Here is a 22773-nt window from a genome sequence, read left to right as displayed (position 1 = left end):
GCCGCGCCGTCCCGGGGAAACGGCTCGCCCGCACGAGGTGTTCAGTCGGAGAGTTCGTCGAACAACGTCGGCTCGTCCGGGTTTTCGAACAGCTCGATCTGCTCGGGTGGGGACGGACGCGGCCGCCGCCCGCGCTTCATGGCGGTGCCCGCCGGGGGCACGAGCAGCCGCATCGCTGCGGTGAGCGAGCGGCAGGTCAGCTCCCACTCCTGCGCCTTCGCCTCGGCGTGGGCGGTGCCGGCGCCGTCTCCGGCCGCGGCGCGTCCCATCGCCTCGGCCTGCCAGCAGACCTGCGCGTCCACGCTCATCCGCAGGAAACGCAACAGCTGGTCCGGTTCGTCGCCGGCCATGCGGGCCACCGTCCGGGTCTCGACCTCCGCCCGGCCGTCGAGATGGAGATCGCGCAGCGCCAGCAGCGTCGGCGGCAGGTCCTCCTCGGAGTCCGTCGTCCTCGGCGGCAGCTCGTCCGGGGGTGGCGGCACACCGTCGTGGTCGGTCTCGTGCAGCAGCTCGCCGCCGAGACGGGTGCCGAACGCCTCGTCCAGCCCCTCGAGGAACTGCGCGACGTGGTCGAGCGTGGTCAGCAGGTGGGCCGGGACGAACGGTGACGCGGGCAGGTGCGCCGCCACCGCGACCCGGTCCTCGACCAGCACGAACTTCAGGTGCGGCCACCGGCGGTTGAGGTCGGCGACGACCTCGGCGGCGCGGGTGCGGCCGGTGATGTTGTGGACGATCGGGGCGAACACGTCGACGGTGCGCTCGTGCGGCCCGACGCCGACGAACACGAGCAACCCCGCGACCCGCAACGCCAGGTCGCCGTCCTCGTCCCACAGCGGGACGTCGCCGATCCGCTCGCGCAGCGTCGACTCGATCAGCTCGCGCACGTGCTCCTCGCCCGCGGTCTCGACGGCGAGCGGAAGCGCGGCCGGCGGCGGCGTCTCCTCGGCGGGCGCGGGCAGGTCGAAGGCTGCCGCCCGGCCGGCGCCGAACGTCTCGGTGCGCAGGAACAGCGGATGCGGCACCCCCCACACCCGGCGCAGCGCCGTCACCGCGACGGCCGCGAGCTGGTCCGCCCACGCCGCGGGCCGGTCCATCCAGTAGGCGGGGGACCCGCCGTCCTCCGGGTCCTCCGGTCCCCGGGACGGTTCGCGCCAGCCGAGCTCGGCGAGCAGCGCCTCGTCGGCCGGGCGGAGGCGACGGTCGCCGCCGAGGTGGGCGTTGGACGGCACCTCGCACCGCACCTGGCCCGCACCCCACGCGTAGAACTGCACGCACGGTCCGGCGGGTCCGGTCTCCTCCTCGACGAGCGGCTCGAGGACCAGTCCGTCGCCGTCGCGCATCGACGCCACGTGATCGGCGAGCCGTGCCCGGAACTCGCTCCAGGACCGGTCGACGTCGCGGTCGAATCGGCTCTCGGTGTCGGTCACGATCCGCCCCCCTTTCCCATTGCTGCCGGACCAATCTGTGCCGGAGACACTAGTCGCGCCGTCCGACAGGTGCCGGGCTCGGCGCGGGTGGTGGTCGCCACGTGGCAGCGGCGGGGTGGTCCGGTGGGGGAATCTCAGCCGACGCTGCGGACGAACGCTCCGATCGAATCGACGGCACGCCCCGCCTCGGGCACGAGGCCCGCCGCGGCCTGGAAGACGTGTACCTGCCGTTCCCACACCTGCAGCTCGCAGGGCACGCCGGCGCGGGCGAGACGCTCGGCCATCAGCTCGGCGTCCACGTACGTCATCTCCTCCGAGCCGGTCTGGATGAGGGTGGGCGGCATGGCGGTCAGGTCGGCGTCGACCGGTGACACCGCGCGCGGGCCCGGCCGGCCGGAGGCGGCGTCGATGCGGGCGATCACAGCGGCGAGGGCCGGAACGGCGCGGCGCGGGAACAGGGCACACCGGTACGAATTGGGATGTTCGAGCTTGCCGCGGGTGTCGAGGTCGGTCAGTGGCGACAGCGCCACGTTGCCGGCCGGCCGGCCGAGACCGAGCCGCAGTGCCTCGAGCGTCACCTGGAAGGTGAGGAATCCGCCGGCGGAGTCGCCGGCCACCACGATTCGTTCCGTCGGGTAGCCGTGCGCGATCAGCCACCGCAGCCCCTCGATGCCGTCCTCGACCGCGCTCTCGATCGGGTGTCCCGGCAGCATGCGGTAGGCGACGCTGAGCACGGGTGCCCCGGCCGCCGACGAGATGCGGGAGACCATCTGCCGGTGGGTGGTCAGGCCGCACACCAGGAACGCGCCGCCGTGCAGGTAGAGGATCGCCGTGGCGCCGTCGCCTCCGGGGGCGGCGAGGAACTCGGCGTGGCAGGACGGCAGCCGGACCGGGTGCCGGTGCGTGCCGGGGACCGGCTTGAGGGGGAACGCCAGCCGGTCCACCACGCCCGTCGGCCAGGGCAGGTGCGGGGCGCGCGCCCACGCGTCGATGACCGGCTTGACGGTGCTGCGCACCGAGAAGGTCAGCGCCTGCGACGGAAGACTCACGCCGGCGACCTCGCGGCGGAGCACCGGCCGCGGCGCGGGCGGATACGACAACGACGGATGGTTCGACGCGGTACTCGTCACCGGGACCTCCTCGTCCTCACCTGCTCGGACGGAGCCTTCTCGTCGACGGCTCCCGTCTTCTCACTCGGCCCCTTCTCCGAGGCGTTCGCGACGTTCGTCCGGGTCGGTTGCCCGACAGTACGACGAGGAATCGCCGAGGCGAAGCATCGTGACGCGATGGAGACCGGACAAAGGGAACTCCGCAGGTCGTCGGCGTGCCCGTTATCGATCCGGTACGGCCGTCCGGCCGCGGACGTACCATCCATCCCAGCGTGCGACGGCGGACGAAAGGGGGCTGTCCCGGTGGGATACATGCCTGTGACCGACTCGATGTTCCTGATCGCCGAGTCCCGGGAGCGCCCGATGCACTTCGGCTCGCTCGAGCTGTTCACGCCACCGCCCGACGCCGGTCCGGGGTACGTCACCGACCTCTACAACCGGCTGGTCGCCGACGCGCAGGTCGACGAGCTGTTCCGCAAGCGCCCGGCCGACCCGGTGTCGAGCCTCGGCTACACCTGGTGGGCCGTGGACGACGAGATCGACCTCGAGTACCACGTCCGGCACTCGGCCCTGCCGGCACCGGGCCGGATCCGTGAGTTGTTCACCCTCGTCTCGCGCCTGCACAGCGGCCTGCTCGACCGGCACCGGCCCCTGTGGGAGGCCTATCTGATCGAAGGGCTCGCCGACGGCCGGTTCGCCGTCTACACCAAGATGCATCACGCCCTGCTCGACGGGGTCTCGGGGCTGCGGCTGCTGCAGCGGACCTACACCCCCGATCCGAACGTGCGCGACTTCCCAGCGCCCTGGCACCTGCCGGCCCGCCCCGGCTCCGGCACCCGGGAACAGGACTCGCTGTTCGGTGCGGCGCGCTCACTGGCCGGCGATGTGATCGGCGCGGTGCCCGTCGCGCTGCGGATCGCCCGGACCGTCCTCGGTGGGCGTCGCGTCGCGTTGCCGTACGAGGCACCGCGGTCGATGTTCAACGTTCCGATCGACGGGACGCGGCGCTTCGCGGCGCAGTCCTGGAGCCGCGAACGCATCACGCGGGTACGGCAGGCGGCCGGGGTGTCGAGCAACGACGTCCTCGTCGCCATGTGCGCAGGTGCCCTCCGTGCCTACCTCCTCGAACAGCAGGACCTGCCCGACCTCCCGTTGATCGCGATGGTCCCGGTGTCGCTGCGAGCCAAGGACGCTCCCGATTCGGCCGCGGGCGGCAACAGCGTAGGGGTCACGCTGTGCAACCTCGGCACCCATCTCGGGGATCCGCTCACCCGGCTCTCGACGGTCAGCGATTCGATGGCGGAGGGCAAGACCCTGTTCGCCGGGATGACGCCGCTGCAGGCGACGGTGTGGTCGGCGCTGAACGTCGCCGGGCTCGCGCTGGCACCGATCTCGGGCGCCGTCTCCCTGGCCCCGCCGCCGTTCAACCTCATCATCTCCAACGTGCCGGGACCGCGGGAGCGGGTGTACCGCGGCGGGTCCCGGCTCGACGGGATCTACCCGGTGTCGGTGGTGCTCAACGGCCAGGCACTCAACATCACGCTGACCACCACCGCCGATACCGTCGACTTCGGCGTCGTCGGATGCCGCCGCACCGTCCCCGGCCTGCAGCGGCTGCTCGGCCACCTCGAGGACGCCCTTGCGGAACTCGAGGTAGCACTTGATATTTCGTGATCGTCGTCAGTCCGGCAGTGCGGAACTGCGTGGTCCGGTGGCGTGCAGGACGTCGACGAGTTCCTTCTCGAGGGTCACGAACTCCGGCGACGTCAGCGTGTCCAGCCCCCGGGGGCGGGGCAGCGGCACCGCCACCTCGTGACAGATCCGGGCCGGGCGCCGCGTGAGCACCAGCACCCGATCCGACAGCAGCAGCGCCTCGCGCACGTCGTGGGTGATCATCAGCACCGTCCACCGGTCCCGCTGCCACACCTGCTGCAGCCACAGCTGCATCTCGGTGCGCGTCAGCGAATCCAGGGCGCCGAACGGTTCGTCCAGCAGCAGCACGTTGCGGCCCTGCAGCACCGTCCGTGCCAGGGCCGCGCGCTGGCGCATCCCGCCCGAGAGCTGCCGGGGGGCGGCATCCTCGAACCCGGTGAGGCCGAAGGCGGGGAACAGCTCCCGGGCCCGGGCACGCGCCTCGCCGCGCGGCACGCCCTGCACCTCGAGGCCGAGTGCGCAGTTGTCGAGCACGGTGCGCCACGGGAACAGCAGATCCTTCTGCGGCATCAGGGCGGCCCGTCCCGGTGCGGCCGGCCGGTCGCCCACCGTGACGGCGCCGGTGTCGGGAGAGTCGAGACCGGCGATCAACCCGAACAGGGTGGACTTGCCGCACCCGCTCGGGCCGATGAGCGAGACGAACTCGCCCTCGGCCACCGCGAACTCGGCGCCGTCGAGGACGGTGCGCGCACCGAACGCCTTGTGCACGCCGGTGACCGTGACGGCGTTCATCGCGGGCTCCTCGTCGTCTGCGCCCACGGCGCCACCACCCGTTCCACGGCGTAGGTGAGCAGGTACAGCGCCAGCGAGACCACCGCGGTGACCAGCACCGCCGCGAGCACCAGATCGGTCCGGAACGAGTTCTTCTGGGTGCTCATGTAGATCCCGAGCCCCGACGTGGCGCCGACGTATTCGGCGAAGACCGCCCCGACGACGGCGTAGGTGACCCCGATGCGCAGCGCCGTGAAGAACCGGGGCAGCGCCGACGGCAGCCGCACGTACAGGAACTCCTGCCATCGGGAGGCACCCATGCTGCGCAGCAGCGCTCCCGCCTCCCGGTCCGCGGCCGCGAAACCCTCGATCAGGCCGATCGCCATGGGGAAGAACGTGGCGAGCGCGATCACCAGGATCTTCGGCAGCAGCCCGAATCCGAACCAGATGATCATCAGCGGCGCGATCGCGATGATCGGCAGGGTCTGCGACACCACGAACAGCGGCACCAGGGCGCGGCGCAGCCACGGCGAGAAGTCCACGACGATCGCGAGGAGCCACGCCACGACGAGGGACACCGCGAACCCGACGAGCGTGACCTGCAGCGTCGACCAGGCATGGCCCGCGATGTCGTCGCGGTGCGCCCAGCCCTGCCCGAGAACCCGGGCGGGGGAGGGCAGCACCTGCGGGCGGATGCCGCTGAGCGTCACGTACAGCTGCCAGCCGACGGTCAGCGCGGCGACGACCAGCACGGCCGGGGCGGCGCGCCGCACCCAGGGATTCCGGGTCGGGTCAGGGCGTGAGGTAGTCATCGGTGAAGTACGTCGACCAGTCCGGCTCGGTGGTCAACGGCTTGCCGTCGGGGCCGGAGAGCAGTCCCTTCTCGAACAGGAACCGGGAGTACCCGGTCCACCGTTCGAGGGTGAGGGTGCCGACGCGGCCGTTCTCGTCGCGCAGGTAGCCGGCCGACAGCATCCGCTGGCTCTCGTAGACGAGATCCTCGTCGGGGAAGGCGCCGGGCTCGGCCTCGATCAGCGCGCGGGCTCCGCGGTCCGGGTCCTGCGCGGCGATCTCGTAGCCGCGCTGGACGGCCTGCACGAACGCCCGGGCCTGGTCCGGATGTTCGGCCAGCCAGTCCTCGTTGCCGTCGATCACGATCGCGTAGGCGTCGGGGAACCCGTAGTCGGTGTAGCGGAAGTAGCGCATCGGCAGCCCGCGGTGCTCGGCCTCGATGCCTTCCCACGCCAGGTACGAGACGGTGAAGTCGGCGGTGCCGGAGTACACGGCCTCGTACGCGGAGGTGCCCAGGGTGACGGAGGTGAAGTCGCCACGCCCGCCGTCGTTCCGGATCACCTGGGCGAGCGTCTCCTCGTCGCCCGGGTCGCCGAAGCCCGCGTAGGTGCGGCCGTCGAGGTCCCGGGGCCGGGTGAGGTCGGCGCGGTCGGCCTTGACGGCGATGCCGGTCGCCCAGTGCTGCAGCGGCGCGAGCACCGAGACGGTGCGCGAGCCGGCCGCCCGGGAGAACGTCGCCTGCGCCTGCGTGGAGATGCCGAACTCGGCGTTGCCGGCGTCGACGAGGGTGTCCGGGGTGGTGTTGTTGTAGGGCAGGAACTCGACGTCGAGACCGGCGTCGGCGAACAGGCCCTCCTGCTGGGCCACGTACAGGCCGGTGTGGTTGGTGTTCGGCGTCCAGTCCAGGGCGAACCGGATCGTGTCGCCGGAGTCGTCGTCGCCGGTGCCGCCGGCGCAGGACGCGGTGAGCAGCAGCGCCGCGGTGAGGGCGGCCAGGACGGAGAGCCGGCGACGCAGCCGGGAGGTGGTCGTCATGACGCCGGCCAGTCCTGCGTGTTCAGCGCGGTGTCCCAGAACAGCAGCTCGTAGCGGGTGGCGATCGTGAACGCATCGGCCATGGCGTCGCGTTCGGTGTCGGTGGCGGCCGCCGCCGCGACGTCGACGAGCTCGCGCGCGGTGGCGACCGCGGCGTGGAACTCGGGCGCGTCGTAGGTGGTGACCCACTGGGCGTAGGGGTGGGTGGGGTCCGCGGTGAGCACGTCGGCGGCGCGGACGGCCAGATCGCGGCCGACCTCGGCGTAGATCCAGAAGCACGGAAGCACCGCGGCGGCGCCGACCGGATACGGATCGGTGGCGACCGTGGCGGTCAGGTAGGAGACGTAGCCGAGGCAGGCAGGGGAGTGCGCGGGGGTGTCCTCGGCGGGCGGCAGGACACCACCGGTGAGCAGACCCCGGTGCAGGGCCGATTCCTCGGTGGCGGCCGTCGCCGCGCTGTTGGCCCAGAACGCGGCGGTGCCCGGGTCCGGGGCCTTCGCCGCGAGGAGGGCGAGCGCCTTCGCGTAGCCGGCGAGGTAGAGAGCGTCCTGCTCGATGTAGAAGCGGAACGCGTCGAGCGGCAGGGTCCCGTCGCCGAGCCGGCGCAGGAACTCGAGGTCGTCGATGGCCTCGCGCAGGACCTTCGTACGGCCCCACAGCAGATCGGTGAAGCGGTCGGTCCCCTCCGGGACCGACGCATGGGCAGGCATGGTCATGCCGTGACATCCCTTCGTCAGCATTACCTGATCAGGTTCGACGGGTGTGATCTCAGCTCCCGCTCGTGTGCGGAGCACCCCGTGTCTACGGAGGCGACGATAGCACCGGGTGTGGCTCGCCCCACGCGGGCCCGGGGCGCCCGGTCCGACGGGGCTCCACGTGCAGCCTGTCTGTTGTTGGTACCTTGGCCCCAGACCGTTCGTTCGGGAGGGACCGTGGACGCCGAGACTCTCATCGTCGGGTGCAAGTACGGCGACGTACGCGGCTACCGCGACGGTTCCGTCTACGCGTGGAAGGGCGTCCCGTACGCCGCGCCGGCGTCCGGCGACCTTCGGTTCCGCGCCCCCGAACCGCCGGAGCCGTGGACCGACGTGCTCGACGCCCGCCGGTTCGGGCCCATCGCGCCGCAGGGCCGCAACAATCCGATCCCCATCGACCCGGGCCTGTCGATCGGCGAGGACTGCCTCTCGCTGAACATCTGGGCACCGGAGCCGGACGGGGAGCCGCGGCCGGTGATGGTCTGGATCCACGGCGGCGCCTACGTCCTCGGGTACTCGGGGCAGCGGATCTACGACGGACGGTTGCTCGCCGAGCGCGGGGACGTCGTCGTGGTGACGGTCAACTACCGGCTCGGCGCCCTCGGCTTCCTCGACTTCTCGTCGTTCTCGACAGCCGGGACCACCTTCGAATCCAACGTCGGGTTGCGGGACCAGATCGCCGCGCTCGAGTGGGTGCGCGACTGCATCTCCGCGTTCGGGGGCGACCCCGACCGGGTCACCGTGTTCGGCGAGTCGTCGGGCGGTGGGTCGCTGACCACCCTGATGACCGTGCCCCGCGCCGAGGGCCTGTTCCACCGGGCCATCGCGCAGAGCCCGCCGGCGACGTCGGCATACGGGTCCGAGCGGGCGGCCCGGGTCGCCGAGCGGTTCCTCGAGATCCTCGACCTCACGCCGGCCCGGGTGTGGGCGCTGCGGGACATGCCGCACGAGACGCTGACCGATGCGGGCGACGTGCTCGTCGGGGAGATCCCCACGAAGTTCCCCGGCACGCTCGCGATGGCGCCGGTGGTCGATCGCGACCTGGTGCCGAAGTATCCGGTGGCGGCGTTCCAGAAGGGGCTCGCGCACCGGATTCCCCTGATCATCGGGTCCAACAAGGACGAGCCGTCGATTTTCCGCTTCATGAAGTCGCCACTGATGCCGGTGAGCGACGCCTCCGTGCAGGCGATGCTCGACGCGCTCGCCGCGGATCATCCGGAGCTGCCGCCCGACCGCATCGCGGAGATCATCTCCGCGTATCCGGACGTCTCGAAAACGTCGGGGGCGATGGCGCTTTCGCGGGACGCCGGGTTCCGGATGCCGGTGGTGTGGATCGCCGACGCGCACAGCGCCCACTCGCCGACGTGGGTGTACCGCTTCGACCACGCCACCCCGATGCTCAAGGCGGCGCGGATCGGCGCCGGCCACGCCACCGAACTGCCCTACGTCTTCGGCAACTTCGGGACGCTCGATCGCGACCCCACGTTCTGGCTCGGCGGCCGCAAGGCCGCGACGGTGGTCTCGGGCCGGATCCAGCGCCGCTGGCTGGCCTTCGCGCATCACGGTGTGCCCGCCGCCCTGGACGGGTCCCGGCACTGGGCGCCGTACGACACCGGAAAGCGGATGACCCTGCTGATCGACAGCACCGACACCCTTGTCCCGGACCCCGACAGGCTGCTGCGTGAGGCCTGGGGCGACCAGGTGATGGGCTTCAGCTGATCGGGCGGCTCCGTGCGGGCCGAATTTCACATCGCTTCGCTCTGATCGACCCGCTGTGACATTCGGTCGACAGCAAACTGGTATGACCACTTGACCTCTGGCCGTACTACGGCCTACGGTCGGTCCGTGATGTTCGAGCCGATCGCCCGCAGGTCCGCCTCCGGCGAGGTGTACGACCAGATCGCCGCCCGGGTGCTCGGGGGCGACCTCGCCGCCGGGGCGGCGCTGCCGAGCGAGCGCAACCTGGCCGAAGCGTTCGGTGTATCGAGACCCGCTGTCCGCGAGGCGATTTCCCGTCTGTCCCACGCGGGTCTGGTGGAGGTGCGCCAGGGGGAGGCGACGTCGGTCCGCGACTTCCGCACCCAGGCCGGTCCGGAGCTGCTCCCGCGGCTGCTCGTGCGCGACGGCCGGCCCGACTGGGACGTCGTCCGCAGCGTCCTCGAGGCCCGACGACTCATCGGCCGTCAGGTTGCCCGGCTCGCCGCCGCCCGCGCGACGGACGAGACGGAACACCGGTTGCGCGATGCCGTGGCGCGGCTCGCGACGGGGGAGGACCCCGTCGCGCTGCAGGTCGCCGCCCTCGAATTCTGGGAACGCGTCGTCGACGCGGCCGACTCCCTCGCGTTCCGGTTGATCTTCAACAGCCTGCGCAACGCCTACGAACCGGCCATGACCGCGATGGCCGGCGTCCTGATCGCCGAAGTCGGCCGCACCGACCTCTACGAACGGCTCGCCGGCGCGATCGTCGCCCACGACGAGGACGGCGCCGAACGCGCCGCCGGAGAACTGCTCGACCTGGGCACGTCGGCCCTGACGACCGCCATCGACCATGCGGAACACGCAGATGCGAGGAACCGGGCATGAGTACGAATCGGACCGAACGCCGTCGCACCTCGATCGGCCTGCGGGACGCCGCCGCCGAGTTCGCGCGGCACCCGTCGCCGTGGATGATCGGCGCGGTGCTCGCCGCTGCGATCGTCGCGCGGGTACTCCTCGGCGACTGGCAGGTCTCCGACGCCCTGGTCCCACTGGTCGCACTGCTGGTGTTCCCGGTGGTGGAATGGGTGATCCACGTCGGCATCCTGCATTGGCGGCCGCGCCGGGTCGCCGGGATGACGCTGGATTCGCTGCTGGCCCGCAAGCACCGCGAGCACCACTGCGACCCGCGCGACGTGCCGCTGATCTTCATTCCCTGGCAGACCCTGGTGTGGCTGCTGCCGGTCCTCGTCGCCGGCGCCTGGCTGGTCTTCCCCAGGGCCGGCCTGGCACTGACGTTCCTGGTGACCGTCGGCGTCCTGGGCCTGATCTACGAATGGACGCACTACCTCATCCACACGGACTACCGCCCGAACTCGCGGCCCTACCGCGCGGTGTGGCGCCACCATCGGCACCACCATTTCAAGAACGAGCACTACTGGTTCACCGTCACCACCGCGGGCACCGCCGACCGGATTCTCGGCACCGAACCGGACCCGGCCTCGGTCGAGACGTCGCCGACCGCCCGGAATCTGCACGCGTCCCGCTGACCCGGCGCGTGGACCCCGCTCATGTGCGTCGCGCTGCGCCGGGCAGCCGCAGGCGCCCGGCGTACTCGTGGAGCAGATCGATCAGATCCCGATCGTCGGTGCGGATGCGCCCGGTACCGCCGATCGCCGCGAGGCATCCCACGATCGCGGCGCCGTCGTCGCGCACCGGGACGGCGACCGCGGTGCGTCCCTGACGCAATTCGTCCTGCTCGACGGACACATCGAGGCTCCGGATGCGACTCAGCTCGATCGCGAGCCGGTCGAGCTCGACGATCGTGCGCGGCCCCACTTTCGGCAGGGCAGTGCCGGGGACGAGATGGGGGCGGTCGGCCAGAAGCAGCTTCCCGATCGCGGACGCGTGCAGGTGCCGGGTCAACGACGACTCGCCCAGCAGCTCGTGGTCAGGGTCGCGATCCACCAGTCGGATCCGGTCCCGTTCGTAGGAGGCCAGATACACCCCGTGCCGCACCTGGGCGCGCAGATCCTCGAGCGCCTCGGCCACCGGCCACGTCTCCACGTGCGGTGCTGCCGCCAGTTCCTGTGTCCGTCGGCCGAGCGCGAAACCCGACAGGTCGTGCACCCGCACCAGATAGCCGTCGGCGACGAGGAGATTGAGCAGCCGGTACGCGGTCGCCGGCGGGATGCGGGTGAGCCGGGCCAGATCCTTGGCGGTCGCGCCCGAACCCAGCTGAGCTACCGCCTCGAGCAGGGCCAGCGCACGCTGCACGGCCGTCGGCTCCCGGCCGGTGACCTCGCGCGCCACCGTCAGAGGTCCCGATGCGGGCCGTGGTCGGCACGCACCAGGGTCATCGCGCCGAGCCGGTCGGGTGCGAAGACCCCGGCGCCCGGCAGCACGTCCGCGGATTCCGCGCTGTCGAACACCCCGATCGCCGTCGCAGCGCGCGGCGTCCGCCGCCGGAGCAGGAGGTACCACAGGGGTCCCGCGACGAGCAGCAGCAGGGGGACGGCCACCACGGCGGGATCGACCGCGACGATGCCGGAGCCGACGACGCAGCCGAGCAGCAGCGTGCCGCCCGCGGCCGCAGCACCACCGACGAGTGTCGAGCCGCGGGTGTGCTCGCCGATTCTGGTCAGGAAGCGCAGCGAGGCGACGGCCACCAGGACGTACGCGACGAGCACCGCGACGCGTACCGCGTGCTGAAGCCCTGCGACGAGATGCGGGGCCCCGGTCTTGGTGACGGCGATCGTGAGCGCCACCAGCCCGGCCGCGGCGACGGCGCGGTACGGCGTGCGGTACACCCGGTGCACCGCGGCCAGGGGCCGGGGGAGCACCCGCTCGATCCCCATCGTGTATCCCAGTCGCGAAACCGCGTTGACCGATGCCATCGAGGACGCCAGCCACGAGCAGGTCAATCCGAGATGCAGCGCTACGACGACGGCGGTCGGCACGCCGGAGTCCGTGCCGTGGCGATACGCGTCGATCACCGTCCCGCCCCGGCCACCCCAGACCGCCAGGGCCGCGAGGACGCAGAGCGCCCCGCAGATCAGCGGTGTCCAGAGCACGGTGCGGGTGACCGTCACCAACGGTCGGCGCGCCTCGGGTGCCAGGAAGGTGGCGCTCTCGAATCCGGCGAGCGCGAACACGGCGGTGAGCGCCAGGACCACGAGCTCCCCGGCACCACCGCCGCTGGGTTCCGCGACCGGTGTGGGGACGGCCGGTACGAGGAACAGCGTGAGGATGAACGCGAGCGAGCACGCCTCCACCAGCAGGATCGCGTGGACCGCGAATCTGATCCCGCGGACCAGGCACGCGCCGATCACGCAGGCCAGCACGAGATACAACGGCAGTGCGGGAACGGAGACGCCGGCCCCGTGGGCAACCGCCAGGATCGACTGCCCCCCGTGGTAGAGGGTGAGCCCGGCACTGCCGAGGTACTTCACCGCCAGCGCGGCACCACCGCCGAGCGCGGCGCGGGGGCCGAGTCCCTGCGCGACGAACGTGTACGGGCCACCGGCGGCGGCGAGGCGGCGGGTGAAGGCCGCGAAGCATGCGGCCACCGCGCCCAGCAGGACCGTCGTCGCCGCCACGGTGAGCAGGCCTGCGAGCATCGACTGCCCGGCCACGATCGCGGTCGTCAGGACGACCATCGACGCGGCGGGCGCCGTGGTGGCGACCGACTGCGCGAGCACCTCGATGCCGGACAGCCGGCGCCGGCCGAGGGCTCGTAGCGGCGACAAGGCCGGGCGTTCCGGCTCACGCGCCGTGAAGGACTGCGTGATCGCGTCGGAGAGTGCGGACATGGCACGCGAAGCTATCGGCCCGGTGTTTCCGGTCTGTTTCCGGGGGAAGTCGAACGGGCGCACCGGGATCGAGAATTCGGGTCCGCGGCGGACCGCCGTTCTCGAGCGCCGGTTCGCAAGACGTTGCGCGTGCGAGACATCCCCGCATCCCGCTCTTCCCACCATAGGTGCCGAGCCGATCGAGACGGTCGGTGTTGCACGATGGGAGCAGTCACTGTGGCAGTTACACGTAGGTCTTTCATGAAGGGACTCGGCGTCACGGGCGGCGCCGGCCTGATGTACGGCGCGATGTCCACGATCGGCCTCGCGCCCGCAACGGCGTCGACGCCGGCTTTCCGGGCGCCGGCGCGCAGCGACCTGATCGGCCGGGTGGACGGCCATCATTCGGTCGTCGTCCTCGGCGGCGGCCCGGCCGGATTGTGCGCCGCCTACGAATTGGGGAAGGCCGGGTACGACGTCACGGTGCTGGAGGCTCGGCGTCGGCCCGGTGGCCGGGTCTGGTCCGTGCGCGCCGGAACGGAGGAGACGGACCTGAACGGCGAGAAGCAGGTCTGCACCTTCGCCGACGGGCACTACTTCAACCTCGGTGCCACCCGCATCCCGCAGAGCCACGTGACGATGGACTACTGCCGCGAACTGGGGGTGGAACTGCAGGCGTTCGGCAACCAGAACGCCAACACCTTCGTGCACTACTCGAGCGACACGGCGTTGTCCGACCGGTCCATCACGTATCGGGCAGCGAAGGCCGACACGTACGGGTACATGTCGGAGCTGTTGCAGAAGGCGGCCTCCCGCGGCGCACTCGACGACGTGCTCACCCAGGCCGACAAGGACGCGCTGTCCGAGTTCCTCAGCGACTTCGGTGACCTGTCCGGCGACGGACGATACGTCGGGTCGACCCGCCGCGGGTACACCTCCGAGCCCGGCGCCGGTCTGGACTTCGGCGCGTACGAGCCGCCCTTCGCGATGACGGACGTGATCCGCGGCGGCATCGGCCGCAACTTCAGCTTCGACTTCGGCTACGACCAGGCGATGATGATGTTCACCCCGGTCGGGGGCATGGACCGCATCTACTACGCGTTCGAGGACCGCATCGGTACCGACAGGATCGAATACGGGTCGGAGGTGACGGCCCTGCAGAACACGACCGAGGGGGTGCGGGTGGAGTACACCCGCGACGGTGCGCCGCGGGTGGTGGACGCCGACTTCGCGATCTGCACCATCCCGCCGCACCTGGTGACGCGGCTGAACCACAACCTGCCCGCGGACGTCGTGCACGCTCTCGGCGCGGCCGAGCCCAGCTCGTCGGGCAAGCTCGGCATCGAGTACACGCGCCGCTGGTGGGAACTCGAGGACCGGATCTACGGCGGTGCCAGCAACACCGACAAGGACATCTCGCAGATCATGTTCCCCTACGACCACTACAACTCGGACCGCGGCGTGGTCGTCGGCTACTACTCCTCGGGCAAGAGGCACCTCGGTTTCGAATCGCTCACGCACAAGCAGAGATTGGCCAAGGCGATCGCGGAAGGGGCAGAGATCCACGGGGACAAGTACACCCGCGACATCGCCTCGTCGTTCTCGGGCAGCTGGCGCCGCACCCGGTACTCGGAGTCGGCCTGGGCGTCGTGGCAGGGCGCCGGGGGTTCGCACGGGGGAGAGGCAACCCCCGAATACACCCTGCTGCTCGACCCGGTGCAGAACGTCTACTTCGCCGGCGACCACCTGTCCAACGCGATCGCCTGGCAACACGGCGCGTTCACCTCCGCACGCGCCGTGGTCACGTCGCTGCACGAGCGTGTCGCCGCATCCTGACATCCCCATCCCGGACAAGGAGAGATCCATGAACAAGCGTGCCGCCCGAACCGTTCTCGCGGCCCTGGTCCTGCCCGTCGTCGGCGCCTCGACCGTGGCGTGCTCGTCCACGGACGCGGAGGCCGGCTCGGCGCCGCCCGTGCTCGTGCAGTCGGTGCTGCCGGTCGGGGAGGCCAACCCGATGATCGCCGAGGGCGTGGGCCTCGGCGCCGACGCCGCCGTGTACAAGACCAGCGGCATCGGGCCGTCGGCCGCGAACACCGCCGCGCCACAGGGGTCCCCGGAGTCCTACATCGACACCGCGACCTTCGCGGGCGGTGTCCTCCCGGCCGGGGTGACGGTCACCGAGGCGCAGGGCATCAATGTGCTCCGCAAGATCCGCGACAATCTCGAGGCTCAGGGGCTCGGTCTGGCCGACGTGACCACGATGCGGGTGTTCCTCGACAACGCCCCGGGGACGGAGCGCGCCGACTACGCCGGATGGAACCGGGCGTACCGCCAGTTCTTCGCGAACACCAACCTCGAGACCGGCGACACCGAGCTGGTGCCGATGGGGACCGCCGAGCCCGCCGCGCCGCTCGAACGCAACCCGGCTCGGCCGAGCCGATTCGCGCTGGAGGTGGCGAGTCTGCCGGTGGCCGGTTGGCTCGTCGAAGTGGAGGTCGACGCCGTCTACCCCGAGGGAAAGGGACCCCGCTGATGGGAGCACTCAGCCCCGCCCACTGGGCGATCATTGCCCTCGTGGTGCTGGTGTTGTTCGGATCCAAGCGGCTGCCCGAGGCCGCACGGGGCCTCGGACGGTCGATGCGAATCCTGAAGACGGAAGTGGGTGAGCTGCATACGGACACCGGCCCAGCGGCCGGCGACGCGCCACGGGAACTGTGAACGACGTGGGCCTGCGCCTCGGCGCAGGCCCACGGGCCACGTCCGCCGGTTGCGGTAGGCACCGTCAGCACCGGTGGCGCCCGCCGGGCGATGGGTCGAAGTTCCCATCCCGAGGCGGGCCGAATGGGCAATCCTTCCGATGCCGGTCACCGTCGGTGCTCCTAACGTCCTCTGCGACGGCAGATTCGGACTCGGTCAGGAGCGGTCATGAGCACACACGTCGGCGTCGGACCCGGAACGCGGCTGGTCCCGGGACGTGCCGCCGCACTCGCCGGGATCGTCGCGCCCCTCCTCTTCACCGTGGTGGTGCTGGCGCAGCAGGCGGCCCGGCGGGGCGAGTACAGCCCGACCGCGGAAACGATCAGTGCGCTCGAAGCCGGCCCGAACGGCTGGATCCAGCAGATCAACTTCGTCGTGTTCGGAATCCTGCTGCTGATCCTCGCCGTCGCCGTGCACCGGGGACCGGCGGCCGATCGGACGGGCGTCCTCGGCCCGGTGCTGATCGGTCTCGCCGGCGTCGGCGCACTGCTCGCGGCGGTGTTCCCGCTGCGGGAGGACGCAGCGGGGGTCACCTACGACCCGGGCTACCACTTCGTCTCGGGCTTCACGTTCTTCTCGTGCATCGCGCTCGGCCTGGTCGTGACGTCGCGCCGTCTCGCGCACGACGGGCGGTTCCCGGCGCTGTCGCGCTACGTGCTCGGTGCGGGACTCGTCGCCGCGGCCGGCGTCCCGCTCATGGTCGTGCTCGTGCTGCCCGATGACGCGCCCCTGCACGACGTCGCGGGTCTCGTGCAGCGGGGCATTCTCTGGTTGGTCGTCTTCCCCGCGCTCGTCGCGCTGGGCTTTCGCCTGCGCGCCGGGAGCGCCCCCGCCGGGCAGGCCGGCGCCCGCTGATCGAGGCGGGCGCCTCCGTGCTGATCGAGGCGGGCGGGCGCCCCGGTGCTGATCGAGGCGGCGCCTCGGCGAGTCAGTTCCGGTATTCGGGGTTCGCGTCGAGGAACTGCGCGACGTACCAGCACGAGGCCGCGATCTTCAGGCCCTCGGAACGGGTGGCGTCGAGGGCGTGGCGGACCACCTCGGCGGCGAGCCCGTGACCGCGGAACCGGGGCTGGGTGACGGTGTGGTCGAAGTCGCGCACACCGTCCGAGTCGGTGTAGTCGGCGAACGCGGCGAGGGTGTCGCCGGTGTACAACGCGAACCGGGACTGCTCGGCGTGATGTTCGATGCGGTGCTCGTCGTTGGTCACGCCAACGACCCTACCGGCCGTCGCGCCGGCGGGGGGATCCGCCCGCGGCGGCGGTAATGCGCGCGGCGCGGGCTGCGATGTTCCGGGTGTGGACCTGTGTCGAGGGCGGGCCCCGCGTGACGTGAGCGGTGACGTGGTGGTGGTGACGCGATGCAGTCGACAGTGGCGACGGGCTCAGGCGGGGACCGGGCCGGCCGGCGGGTGGGCGGCGCGGACGGCGTCGACGAATGCGGACTTGCGGGTCAGGTAGCGGTCCCGGAACTCGTCGAGGTCGTCGGTCCCGTCGCTCGAGACGGCGGTGAGGTACCCGAAGAGGGCGACGGCGGCGGCGAGCACCGGATCGGGGGCGGACAGCCGCATCTCGTTGACGATCGCGTCGAGGTCGACGATGCCGCGGGCGACCGAGCGCAGGTGCAGGTCGTCGGATTGCAGGGCCTCGGCGAGGTCGGCCTCGGCGAGGGCGGAGTGATCCGCCTCGAACAGGTGGTTGTAGACGCTGTCGGCGGCGTGCAGGAAGCGGACCTGCAGCGCGCGATCGGCCGCCCGCAGGGGAGCGGCCACGGCGGCATTCCGTCGCGGGGGTCGCGCGCCGATCCGGGTGGCGAGGACGCCGAGGAGCACGCCGGCCGCGAGACCCACCGGTACGGCCCACCAGGGTGCCGCACCGCTCGAGAGCAGGTCGGTCAGTGTCTCCACCGTACGGATCCTAACAGCGGAAGTCACATCAGTCTCACCAGTCACTCTGTTATCGAATCGTTCCGGCTGCGCGATCGGGTGGTTGTCGCAGGTCACTAACGTCAACGGTCGTTCGAAGGAGGTGCCGTATGACCGCATCCGCGCTGCCGGACGCGAAACTCGTCCGCGCGTTGTCCGACGAATTCCTTTCGCGGCGAGTTGATTACAACGCGCTGGAGAGCCTTCACCACGGGAACGTGGCGGACTGGGCCGCCGCGGCGAGCAGGTTCGCGGCGCTGTCGGACGAGGAGGAACGGCAACTCGCCCTGCGCTGGCGGGACAATCCCCGGGAACTCCTCGACATCCTGCTCGCGCGCGCCGACGAGGTCACCGCCCGCCGGTGCCGCACGGCCTGGGTCTCCCTCGACCGGTTCGCGCCGTTCGTCCGCGCGAGCAACGGGCCGTGAGCCACGGCACCGGCACGGGGCCTCAGGACTCGTCCACGACGATCACCTCGTCGTCGCCGAGCGCCCGGAACGGCAGCCGCTCGCGAGTGAGGAAGTCCAGCGTCCGCGCGACGCCCGCGTCGGCCAGGGGCGAGTCCCCGGCGTGCGGGACGATCGCGTAGTCCACCCACCCGAGACCGTCCCAGCGGGCCGGGACCCCGCAGACCGCGTCGACCTCGCCGGGATCGTCGGAGAATTCGAGACCGCGCAGGGACGGCGTCACAAGGCACGCCCCTGCGCTGTATCCAGCGTAGGCCAGCGCACCGGAACGGACCAGGTCCGTGAGGATCTCGTCGCCCCCGCACAGGGCGAGCCGCGCGCGCAGCACGAACGTGTTGCCGCCGCGCACCCACAACGCTCCGCACCGGGACAGCACCGCCCGCAGGCCGTCGGGTGCCCCGGCATGGTCCCGCAGATCCACCTCGGTGGGTTCGTATCCGAGCGCACGCAGCGGCGCCAGCTCGCTCGCCACCGCCGAGTCCCGGGCCCGGGGCGGCCATGCGTCGGCCGCGTTCGCGATCACCCCGATCGGGCACGGCCCCCGCGTGACTCCGAGGAGCAAGCCGGGGTCCGTGCCGAACCGGTACGACGACAGGAACAGCCGCACGAAGCCGCCGATCAGATGGTGAAGGCGAGGTGGTCGACGATCCGCCGGCCCACCGTCGTGTCACCGCCGAGGGTGATCTCGTCGAGACGGTCGAACGCGTGCGTGCGGCCGCCGGCGAGCCGCACGAACAGCCGCGAATCCATCGCCACGGTGCTCGTCGCCGGACCGGACAGGGCCGGCACGACCGTGGCCCGGCCGTCCACCTCGACGTGGAGGGTGCGGGCCAGCGGGCCGCTCAGCTCGAACGTGATCCGCGCCCCGTCGGGAGCCTTGCCGCGTTTGCCGACGACGAACGCGAGCGCCCCGACGATCTCCGCGGCCGCAAGCTCGGCCCGGGCGCCACCCTCGCCGCCGGGCACGCCGAGCGCGTCGCGGAGGTCGAGTTCGTGCATCCAGCAGTCGAAGACGCGGATGCGCATGAAACGGCCGTAGGTGGCCTGCCCCACCGGGGTCAGCGCCGGTTCGTCGAAGTCCTTCTGGGTCATGGCCCCGAGTTGCTCCCGCCGGCGCGCGACGATCTCCCGGTACCGCGCGAGCACCTCGTCGCCGGGCGTGCCGCGGAGGGACTCGATCCACCGTTCGTTGAAGGCGCCGATCTCGTTGCGGACGTGCCCGAGGGCGTGCACGTCGATCTCGACGTGCGGCGCCTCGATGCCGGCGAGCATCGACTCGGTCCCGATCAGGTGGGCCGTGACGTCCTTGACCGTCCACCCGGGCAGCGAGGTGGGCGTGTACCAGGTGTCCCCGTGTACCTCGGCGAGCAGCTCGTCGATGACCCCGAACTGCTCGAGGAGCAGCGCGCGGATCGGCTCGACCGGGAACTCCGGCGCGGCGTTCGTGTCCGGCCCGGTGGTGCCGCCGGTCGTGGTGTTTCCGTGTGTCACAGTGCGTCCTCCGCTTCGAGACGGGCCAGGCCGGCGCGGATCGCCGCACCGGTGGCCTCCGGGTCGTGGGGCCGGCGCCGCAGCAGTCCCGCCGCGAGGCGCAGCTTGTCGCCGCGCCACCGCGGCAGCACGTGCAGATGCGCGTGGAAGACGGTCTGGAAGGCGGACCGGCCGTCGTTGAACACCAGGTTGGCGCCGTCCGCGGCGAAATCCGAGCGTTGCACGCCCCGGGCGAGGCGCTGCCCGGCCCGGAACAGCGCGGCGCCGTGCTCGGGATCGAGGTCGTCGAGCCGGGGCGCGTGGACCCGCGGCACCACCAGCGTGTGCCCGCGGGCGATCGGCCGGATGTCGAGGAAGGCCACCACGTCGTCGTCCTCGTACACCCGCACGGCGGGAGCGTCGCCGCGGATTATGGCGCAGAACACACAGGAGCTCACCCGCTCACTGTAGGCGGGGCGTCTGCTCCGCGGCGACTGCTGCGACGAGTTGCGGCAGGCCAACCGCTGCGGTGGTGCGCCACACCTCGCCCACCCGGTCGGACAGGTCGGTCTGCTCGGGGTTGACCTCGACGACGGGGATGCCGTGCCGGCGGGCCAGCGAGGGCAGGCCGGCGGCCGGATACACGATCCCCGATGTGCCGATCACGAACACCACGTCGGCGGTCAGCACGGAGGCGGTGGCCGCCTCCCACGGTCCGGCCGGCAGCGGCTCGCCGAACCACACCACCCCGGGCCGCACGTCGCCGCCGCACGCACCGCAGTCCGGTGGAGCGAGGCGGGCGACCGGCTCGGTGGGGGCCTCGGGCAGGTCGGCGGGGGTGCCGCACTCGGCGCACCGCGGCGAGAACAAGCTGCCGTGCAGATGCGAGAGCACGGCGCTGCCGGCCCGCTCGTGCAGGTCGTCGACGTTCTGCGTGACGATCGACAGGTCCACGGTGCGCCCCCAGCGGGCCAGCGCCCGATGCCCGGCGTTCGGCTGCACCCGCCGGACCAGGGCCACGCGCCACTGGTACCAGGCCCACACCGACGCGCGGTCGCGGTCCCACGCCTCCGGTGTCGCCAGGTCGGCCGGGTCGAAGTGCTCCCACAGGCCGGTCTGCGCGTCGCGGAACGTCGGCACGCCGCTTTCGGCGGACATTCCGGCGCCCGTGAGCACGACGACCCGTCGTGCGGGCCGGGCCAGATCGAGGATCCGCGCGGGGACAGTGGTCATCGGGTCAGGGTAGGGGGCCGGGGCCGGACTCGTCCGTACTCTCCTCGTCGTGCCGGAGGACGGCGCCGCACCGTGGGCACGGGGCCTCCGGTTCCTCGAGGAAGAAGCCGCAGTCGGGGCAGACCCGGTGCATCCAGCACACGGGGTCGCCGCCGGCGTCGGGCACGTCGTTCACCGCGCACCCCGCATCCGCTCCGCGAGGACGGCGGCGCCGCTGTGCTCGACGTCCCGGGTGGCGGTGAGCAGGACGACGGACCGGCCGTCGGCCAAGTCGTCGAGGCGCGCCAGGGCTGCACGCGCGTCCGGGCCGTCCAGTTCGGCGAGATACCGGTCGCGGAACTCGGCGAACTGCGATGCGTCGTGCGAGTACCACTTGCGCAGCCCGGTCGACGGCGCCAGGTCCTTGGCCCAGTCGTCGTGATGGAACGCGTCCTTGCGCAGCCCCCGCGGCCACAGCCGGTCGACGAACACCCGGAACGCCTCCTCGTCTCCCGGATGGTCGTACACGCGCTCGACCACAACACTGCGACGTGCCATGGACTCGCCCCTCCTCCCTCACCGCGGATACGGCAGAATTGTGAAGTGAACTACCTCACATTCTGGCATCGTTCGACTGTTCGGACTCGATTCAGACGAAACCCAGCGGTTGCGCCGCTGTCGGGGGCGGGGTACGTCTGACTAGGCTCATCGCCCATCGTGCACGGCCCGAGTCGGCCGCTCGTCGCACATGACCCGCCGCTCATCGCGGTGAGGTGCCGATTCAACGCAGGAGTCGAAAACTTTGGAAACCGAGGATATGGGTAGGGGACGTGCGGTGACAGCGCGACCCACCGTCGGCGTCGTTCGGGAAACCAACGACGGCGAGCGGCGGGTCGCGCTGGTGCCGATGATCGTCCCGTCGTTGATCAAGAAGGGGCTCGACGTGGTCGTCGAGTCCGGGGCCGGGCTCGGTGCGCTGATCCCGGACGAGGCCTACGTCGAGGCCGGTGCGCGGATCGGGGATGCGTGGTCGGCGGACGTGGTGCTCAAGGTGGCGCCGCCGTCGGATGCCGAGGTCGCCCGGATGCGGTCGGGGCAGGCGCTGATCGGGTTCCTCGCGCCGCGCAACGCCGAGAACCAGATCCCGGCGCTGGCCGCCGCCGGGGTGCAGGCGTTCGCCGTCGAGTCGATCCCGCGGATCTCCCGCGCGCAGGTGATGGACGCGCTGTCGTCGCAGGCGAACGTCGCCGGGTACAAGTCGGTGCTGGTCGCCGCGACGGAGTCCACGCGGTTCTTCCCGATGCTCACCACCGCCGCGGGCACGGTCAAGCCGGCGACGGTGCTGGTGCTCGGCGTGGGGGTGGCCGGGCTGCAGGCGCTGGCCACGGCCAAGCGCCTGGGCGGGCGCGCCACCGGCTACGACGTGCGGCCGGAGGTCGCCGACCAGGTGCGTTCGGTCGGTGCGCAGTGGCTCGATCTCGGCATCGCCGCCGCCGGGGAGGGCGGCTACGCCCGCGAACTCACCGCCGACGAGCGCGCGCAGCAGCAGGCGGCGCTCGAGGAGGCCATCAAGGGCTTCGACGTGGTGATCACCACCGCGCTGGTGCCGGGCCGGCCCGCGCCGCGGCTGGTCACCGCTGCCGCCGTGGAGGGCATGAAGCCCGGCTCGGTGGTGGTGGATCTGGCCGGCGAGACCGGCGGCAACTGCGAGCTGACCGAACCCGGACGCACGGTGGTCAAGCACGGCGTGACCATCTGCTCGCCGCTGAACCTGCCCGCGACCATGCCCGAGCACGCCTCGCAGCTGTATTCGAAGAACGTCGTGGCCCTGCTCGAGCTGATGCTCGACGAGGACGGCGGGCTCGCCCCGGACTTCTCGGACGAGATCCTCGACGGCGCGTGCGTGACCCGCTCG

Annotated in this window: 26 protein-coding genes and 1 riboswitch; of the genes, 10 read left to right on the top strand and 16 right to left on the bottom strand. The window is 71.7% G+C overall.

The window, feature by feature from the left end; genetic code table 11:
* Positions 1–41 precede the first annotated feature (41 nt).
* Positions 42–1427, bottom strand: a complete 1386-nt coding sequence (locus ACWPOB_RS21660; RefSeq protein WP_455402062.1) for a T3SS (YopN, CesT) and YbjN peptide-binding chaperone 1 — start codon at positions 1425–1427, stop codon at positions 42–44.
* 134 nt (positions 1428–1561) lie between these two features.
* The gene (locus ACWPOB_RS21655) at positions 1562–2557 is read right to left on the bottom strand and encodes an alpha/beta hydrolase (protein ID WP_455402061.1); all 996 of its coding nucleotides are present in this window, start codon (positions 2555–2557) and stop codon (positions 1562–1564) included.
* Positions 2558–2848: 291 nt separating this feature from the next.
* Between ACWPOB_RS21655 and ACWPOB_RS21650 the strand changes: the two genes are divergently transcribed.
* Complete coding sequence (locus tag ACWPOB_RS21650; RefSeq protein WP_455402060.1) at positions 2849–4210, top strand: WS/DGAT/MGAT family O-acyltransferase; 1362 nt, start codon at positions 2849–2851, stop codon at positions 4208–4210.
* Between the two features lie 6 nt (positions 4211–4216).
* Here the strand turns inward: ACWPOB_RS21650 and ACWPOB_RS21645 are convergent, their stop codons facing one another.
* From ACWPOB_RS21645 to ACWPOB_RS21630, 4 genes are all read right to left on the bottom strand, one after another.
* Positions 4217–4981 carry an ABC transporter ATP-binding protein gene (locus tag ACWPOB_RS21645; RefSeq protein ID WP_100055984.1) on the bottom strand — a complete coding sequence of 255 codons (765 nt, stop codon included), beginning with the start codon at positions 4979–4981 and terminating at the stop codon, positions 4217–4219.
* On the bottom strand, positions 4978–5772 hold the full coding sequence (locus ACWPOB_RS21640) for an ABC transporter permease (RefSeq protein WP_100055981.1): 795 nt from the start codon (positions 5770–5772) through the stop codon (positions 4978–4980). Before ACWPOB_RS21640 ends, ACWPOB_RS21645 begins: the two co-directional genes overlap by 4 nt.
* The gene (locus ACWPOB_RS21635; RefSeq protein WP_100055980.1) at positions 5753–6787 is read right to left on the bottom strand and encodes an ABC transporter substrate-binding protein; all 1035 of its coding nucleotides are present in this window, start codon (positions 6785–6787) and stop codon (positions 5753–5755) included. The genes ACWPOB_RS21640 and ACWPOB_RS21635 overlap by 20 nt, the downstream gene beginning before the upstream one ends.
* Entirely contained in the window at positions 6784–7503 is a 720-nt protein-coding gene (locus tag ACWPOB_RS21630; RefSeq protein WP_455402059.1) for a TenA family protein, read from the bottom strand. The genes ACWPOB_RS21635 and ACWPOB_RS21630 overlap by 4 nt, the downstream gene beginning before the upstream one ends.
* Positions 7496–7595, bottom strand: a riboswitch (TPP riboswitch). (Overlaps the previous gene by 8 nt.)
* Before the next feature lie 124 nt (positions 7596–7719).
* Here ACWPOB_RS21630 and ACWPOB_RS21625 point away from each other — a divergent pair.
* The 3 genes from ACWPOB_RS21625 (at position 7720) to ACWPOB_RS21615 (ending at position 10787) form a co-directional block, all read left to right on the top strand.
* Complete coding sequence (locus tag ACWPOB_RS21625; RefSeq protein WP_455402058.1) at positions 7720–9261, top strand: carboxylesterase/lipase family protein; 1542 nt, start codon at positions 7720–7722, stop codon at positions 9259–9261.
* A gap of 129 nt (positions 9262–9390) precedes the next feature.
* On the top strand, positions 9391–10125 hold the full coding sequence (locus tag ACWPOB_RS21620) for a FadR/GntR family transcriptional regulator (protein ID WP_455402119.1): 735 nt from the start codon (positions 9391–9393) through the stop codon (positions 10123–10125).
* Positions 10122–10787 carry a sterol desaturase family protein gene (locus ACWPOB_RS21615; protein WP_455402057.1) on the top strand — a complete coding sequence of 222 codons (666 nt, stop codon included), beginning with the start codon at positions 10122–10124 and terminating at the stop codon, positions 10785–10787. Before ACWPOB_RS21620 ends, ACWPOB_RS21615 begins: the two co-directional genes overlap by 4 nt.
* 19 nt (positions 10788–10806) lie before the next feature.
* Here the strand turns inward: ACWPOB_RS21615 and ACWPOB_RS21610 are convergent, their stop codons facing one another.
* Both ACWPOB_RS21610 and ACWPOB_RS21605 read right to left on the bottom strand, forming a co-directional pair.
* Positions 10807–11550 carry an IclR family transcriptional regulator gene (locus ACWPOB_RS21610; RefSeq protein WP_455402056.1) on the bottom strand — a complete coding sequence of 248 codons (744 nt, stop codon included), beginning with the start codon at positions 11548–11550 and terminating at the stop codon, positions 10807–10809.
* A 2-nt stretch (positions 11551–11552) separates the two neighbouring features.
* The gene (locus tag ACWPOB_RS21605; protein ID WP_455402055.1) at positions 11553–13049 is read right to left on the bottom strand and encodes an APC family permease; all 1497 of its coding nucleotides are present in this window, start codon (positions 13047–13049) and stop codon (positions 11553–11555) included.
* A 201-nt stretch (positions 13050–13250) separates the two neighbouring features.
* On the opposite strand from ACWPOB_RS21605, the gene ACWPOB_RS21600 reads away from it, so the two are divergent.
* The 4 genes from ACWPOB_RS21600 (at position 13251) to ACWPOB_RS21585 (ending at position 16643) form a co-directional block, all read left to right on the top strand.
* Entirely contained in the window at positions 13251–14864 is a 1614-nt protein-coding gene (locus ACWPOB_RS21600) for an FAD-dependent oxidoreductase (RefSeq protein WP_455402054.1), read from the top strand.
* A 28-nt stretch (positions 14865–14892) separates the two neighbouring features.
* Complete coding sequence (locus ACWPOB_RS21595; protein WP_455402053.1) at positions 14893–15564, top strand: Rid family hydrolase; 672 nt, start codon at positions 14893–14895, stop codon at positions 15562–15564.
* Positions 15564–15749, top strand: a complete 186-nt coding sequence (tatA, locus tag ACWPOB_RS21590) for a Sec-independent protein translocase subunit TatA (RefSeq protein WP_100055976.1) — start codon at positions 15564–15566, stop codon at positions 15747–15749. Before ACWPOB_RS21595 ends, tatA begins: the two co-directional genes overlap by 1 nt.
* 207 nt (positions 15750–15956) lie before the next feature.
* Complete coding sequence (locus tag ACWPOB_RS21585) at positions 15957–16643, top strand: DUF998 domain-containing protein (RefSeq protein ID WP_100055975.1); 687 nt, start codon at positions 15957–15959, stop codon at positions 16641–16643.
* Positions 16644–16716: 73 nt separating this feature from the next.
* On the opposite strand, the gene ACWPOB_RS21580 is transcribed toward ACWPOB_RS21585, so the two are convergent.
* Positions 16717–16995: a GNAT family N-acetyltransferase gene (locus ACWPOB_RS21580; protein WP_006940123.1), complete on the bottom strand. Its 279-nt coding sequence runs from the start codon at positions 16993–16995 to the stop codon at positions 16717–16719.
* 174 nt (positions 16996–17169) lie between these two features.
* Complete coding sequence (locus tag ACWPOB_RS21575; RefSeq protein WP_455402052.1) at positions 17170–17691, bottom strand: hypothetical protein; 522 nt, start codon at positions 17689–17691, stop codon at positions 17170–17172.
* A gap of 128 nt (positions 17692–17819) precedes the next feature.
* Here ACWPOB_RS21575 and ACWPOB_RS21570 point away from each other — a divergent pair, with 128 nt between their 5' ends.
* Positions 17820–18137 carry a hypothetical protein gene (locus tag ACWPOB_RS21570; RefSeq protein ID WP_455402051.1) on the top strand — a complete coding sequence of 106 codons (318 nt, stop codon included), beginning with the start codon at positions 17820–17822 and terminating at the stop codon, positions 18135–18137.
* Between the two features lie 22 nt (positions 18138–18159).
* Here the strand turns inward: ACWPOB_RS21570 and ACWPOB_RS21565 are convergent, their stop codons facing one another.
* The 6 genes from ACWPOB_RS21565 to ACWPOB_RS21540 are packed head-to-tail and all read right to left on the bottom strand — an operon-like array spanning position 18160 to position 21416.
* Positions 18160–18783 (bottom strand): Type 1 glutamine amidotransferase-like domain-containing protein, encoded by a 624-nt coding sequence (locus ACWPOB_RS21565; RefSeq protein ID WP_100055972.1) that lies wholly within the window; start codon positions 18781–18783, stop codon positions 18160–18162.
* A gap of 11 nt (positions 18784–18794) precedes the next feature.
* Positions 18795–19667, bottom strand: coding sequence for a maleylpyruvate isomerase family mycothiol-dependent enzyme (locus ACWPOB_RS21560; RefSeq protein WP_100055971.1), 873 nt, complete (start codon positions 19665–19667; stop codon positions 18795–18797).
* A complete protein-coding gene (locus ACWPOB_RS21555; RefSeq protein ID WP_100055970.1) occupies positions 19664–20104 on the bottom strand; it encodes an HIT family protein in 441 nt (146 codons plus the stop codon). The genes ACWPOB_RS21560 and ACWPOB_RS21555 overlap by 4 nt, the downstream gene beginning before the upstream one ends.
* Positions 20105–20108: 4 nt before the next feature.
* Positions 20109–20879, bottom strand: a complete 771-nt coding sequence (locus ACWPOB_RS21550; RefSeq protein WP_100055969.1) for an SIR2 family NAD-dependent protein deacylase — start codon at positions 20877–20879, stop codon at positions 20109–20111.
* A gap of 4 nt (positions 20880–20883) precedes the next feature.
* Entirely contained in the window at positions 20884–21054 is a 171-nt protein-coding gene (locus ACWPOB_RS21545) for a hypothetical protein (RefSeq protein WP_455402050.1), read from the bottom strand.
* Positions 21051–21416: a DUF488 domain-containing protein gene (locus ACWPOB_RS21540; protein ID WP_100055968.1), complete on the bottom strand. Its 366-nt coding sequence runs from the start codon at positions 21414–21416 to the stop codon at positions 21051–21053. The genes ACWPOB_RS21545 and ACWPOB_RS21540 overlap by 4 nt, the downstream gene beginning before the upstream one ends.
* Before the next feature lie 259 nt (positions 21417–21675).
* Between ACWPOB_RS21540 and ACWPOB_RS21535 the strand changes: the two genes are divergently transcribed.
* Positions 21676–22773, top strand: a 1098-nt coding sequence (locus ACWPOB_RS21535) for a Re/Si-specific NAD(P)(+) transhydrogenase subunit alpha (protein WP_455402049.1), incomplete at its 3' end; no start/stop codon positions are given.

The sequence above is a fragment of the Rhodococcus sp. 2H158 genome (assembly GCF_053764755.1).
This window is presented reverse-complemented; position numbering and strand designations above follow the sequence as displayed.

Bases quoted from the DNA above. Each gene is read 5' to 3' on its own strand.
- ACWPOB_RS21540 (WP_100055968.1), bottom strand. From the start codon at position 21,416: ATGGCACGTCGCAGTGTTGTGGTCGAGCGCGTGTACGACCATCCGGGA.
- ACWPOB_RS21605 (WP_455402055.1), bottom strand. From the start codon at position 13,049: ATGTCCGCACTCTCCGACGCGATCACGCAGTCCTTCACGGCGCGTGAG.
- ACWPOB_RS21595 (WP_455402053.1), top strand. From the start codon at position 14,893: ATGAACAAGCGTGCCGCCCGAACCGTTCTCGCGGCCCTGGTCCTGCCC.
- tatA (WP_100055976.1), top strand. From the start codon at position 15,564: ATGGGAGCACTCAGCCCCGCCCACTGGGCGATCATTGCCCTCGTGGTG.
- ACWPOB_RS21635 (WP_100055980.1), bottom strand. From the start codon at position 6,787: ATGACGACCACCTCCCGGCTGCGTCGCCGGCTCTCCGTCCTGGCCGCC.
- ACWPOB_RS21570 (WP_455402051.1), top strand. From the start codon at position 17,820: ATGACCGCATCCGCGCTGCCGGACGCGAAACTCGTCCGCGCGTTGTCC.
- ACWPOB_RS21630 (WP_455402059.1), bottom strand. From the start codon at position 7,503: ATGACCATGCCTGCCCATGCGTCGGTCCCGGAGGGGACCGACCGCTTC.
- ACWPOB_RS21550 (WP_100055969.1), bottom strand. From the start codon at position 20,879: ATGACCACTGTCCCCGCGCGGATCCTCGATCTGGCCCGGCCCGCACGA.
- ACWPOB_RS21600 (WP_455402054.1), top strand. From the start codon at position 13,251: ATGGGAGCAGTCACTGTGGCAGTTACACGTAGGTCTTTCATGAAGGGA.
- ACWPOB_RS21585 (WP_100055975.1), top strand. From the start codon at position 15,957: ATGAGCACACACGTCGGCGTCGGACCCGGAACGCGGCTGGTCCCGGGA.
- ACWPOB_RS21615 (WP_455402057.1), top strand. From the start codon at position 10,122: ATGAGTACGAATCGGACCGAACGCCGTCGCACCTCGATCGGCCTGCGG.
- ACWPOB_RS21640 (WP_100055981.1), bottom strand. From the start codon at position 5,772: ATGACTACCTCACGCCCTGACCCGACCCGGAATCCCTGGGTGCGGCGC.
- ACWPOB_RS21620 (WP_455402119.1), top strand. From the start codon at position 9,391: ATGTTCGAGCCGATCGCCCGCAGGTCCGCCTCCGGCGAGGTGTACGAC.
- ACWPOB_RS21645 (WP_100055984.1), bottom strand. From the start codon at position 4,981: ATGAACGCCGTCACGGTCACCGGCGTGCACAAGGCGTTCGGTGCGCGC.
- ACWPOB_RS21650 (WP_455402060.1), top strand. From the start codon at position 2,849: ATGCCTGTGACCGACTCGATGTTCCTGATCGCCGAGTCCCGGGAGCGC.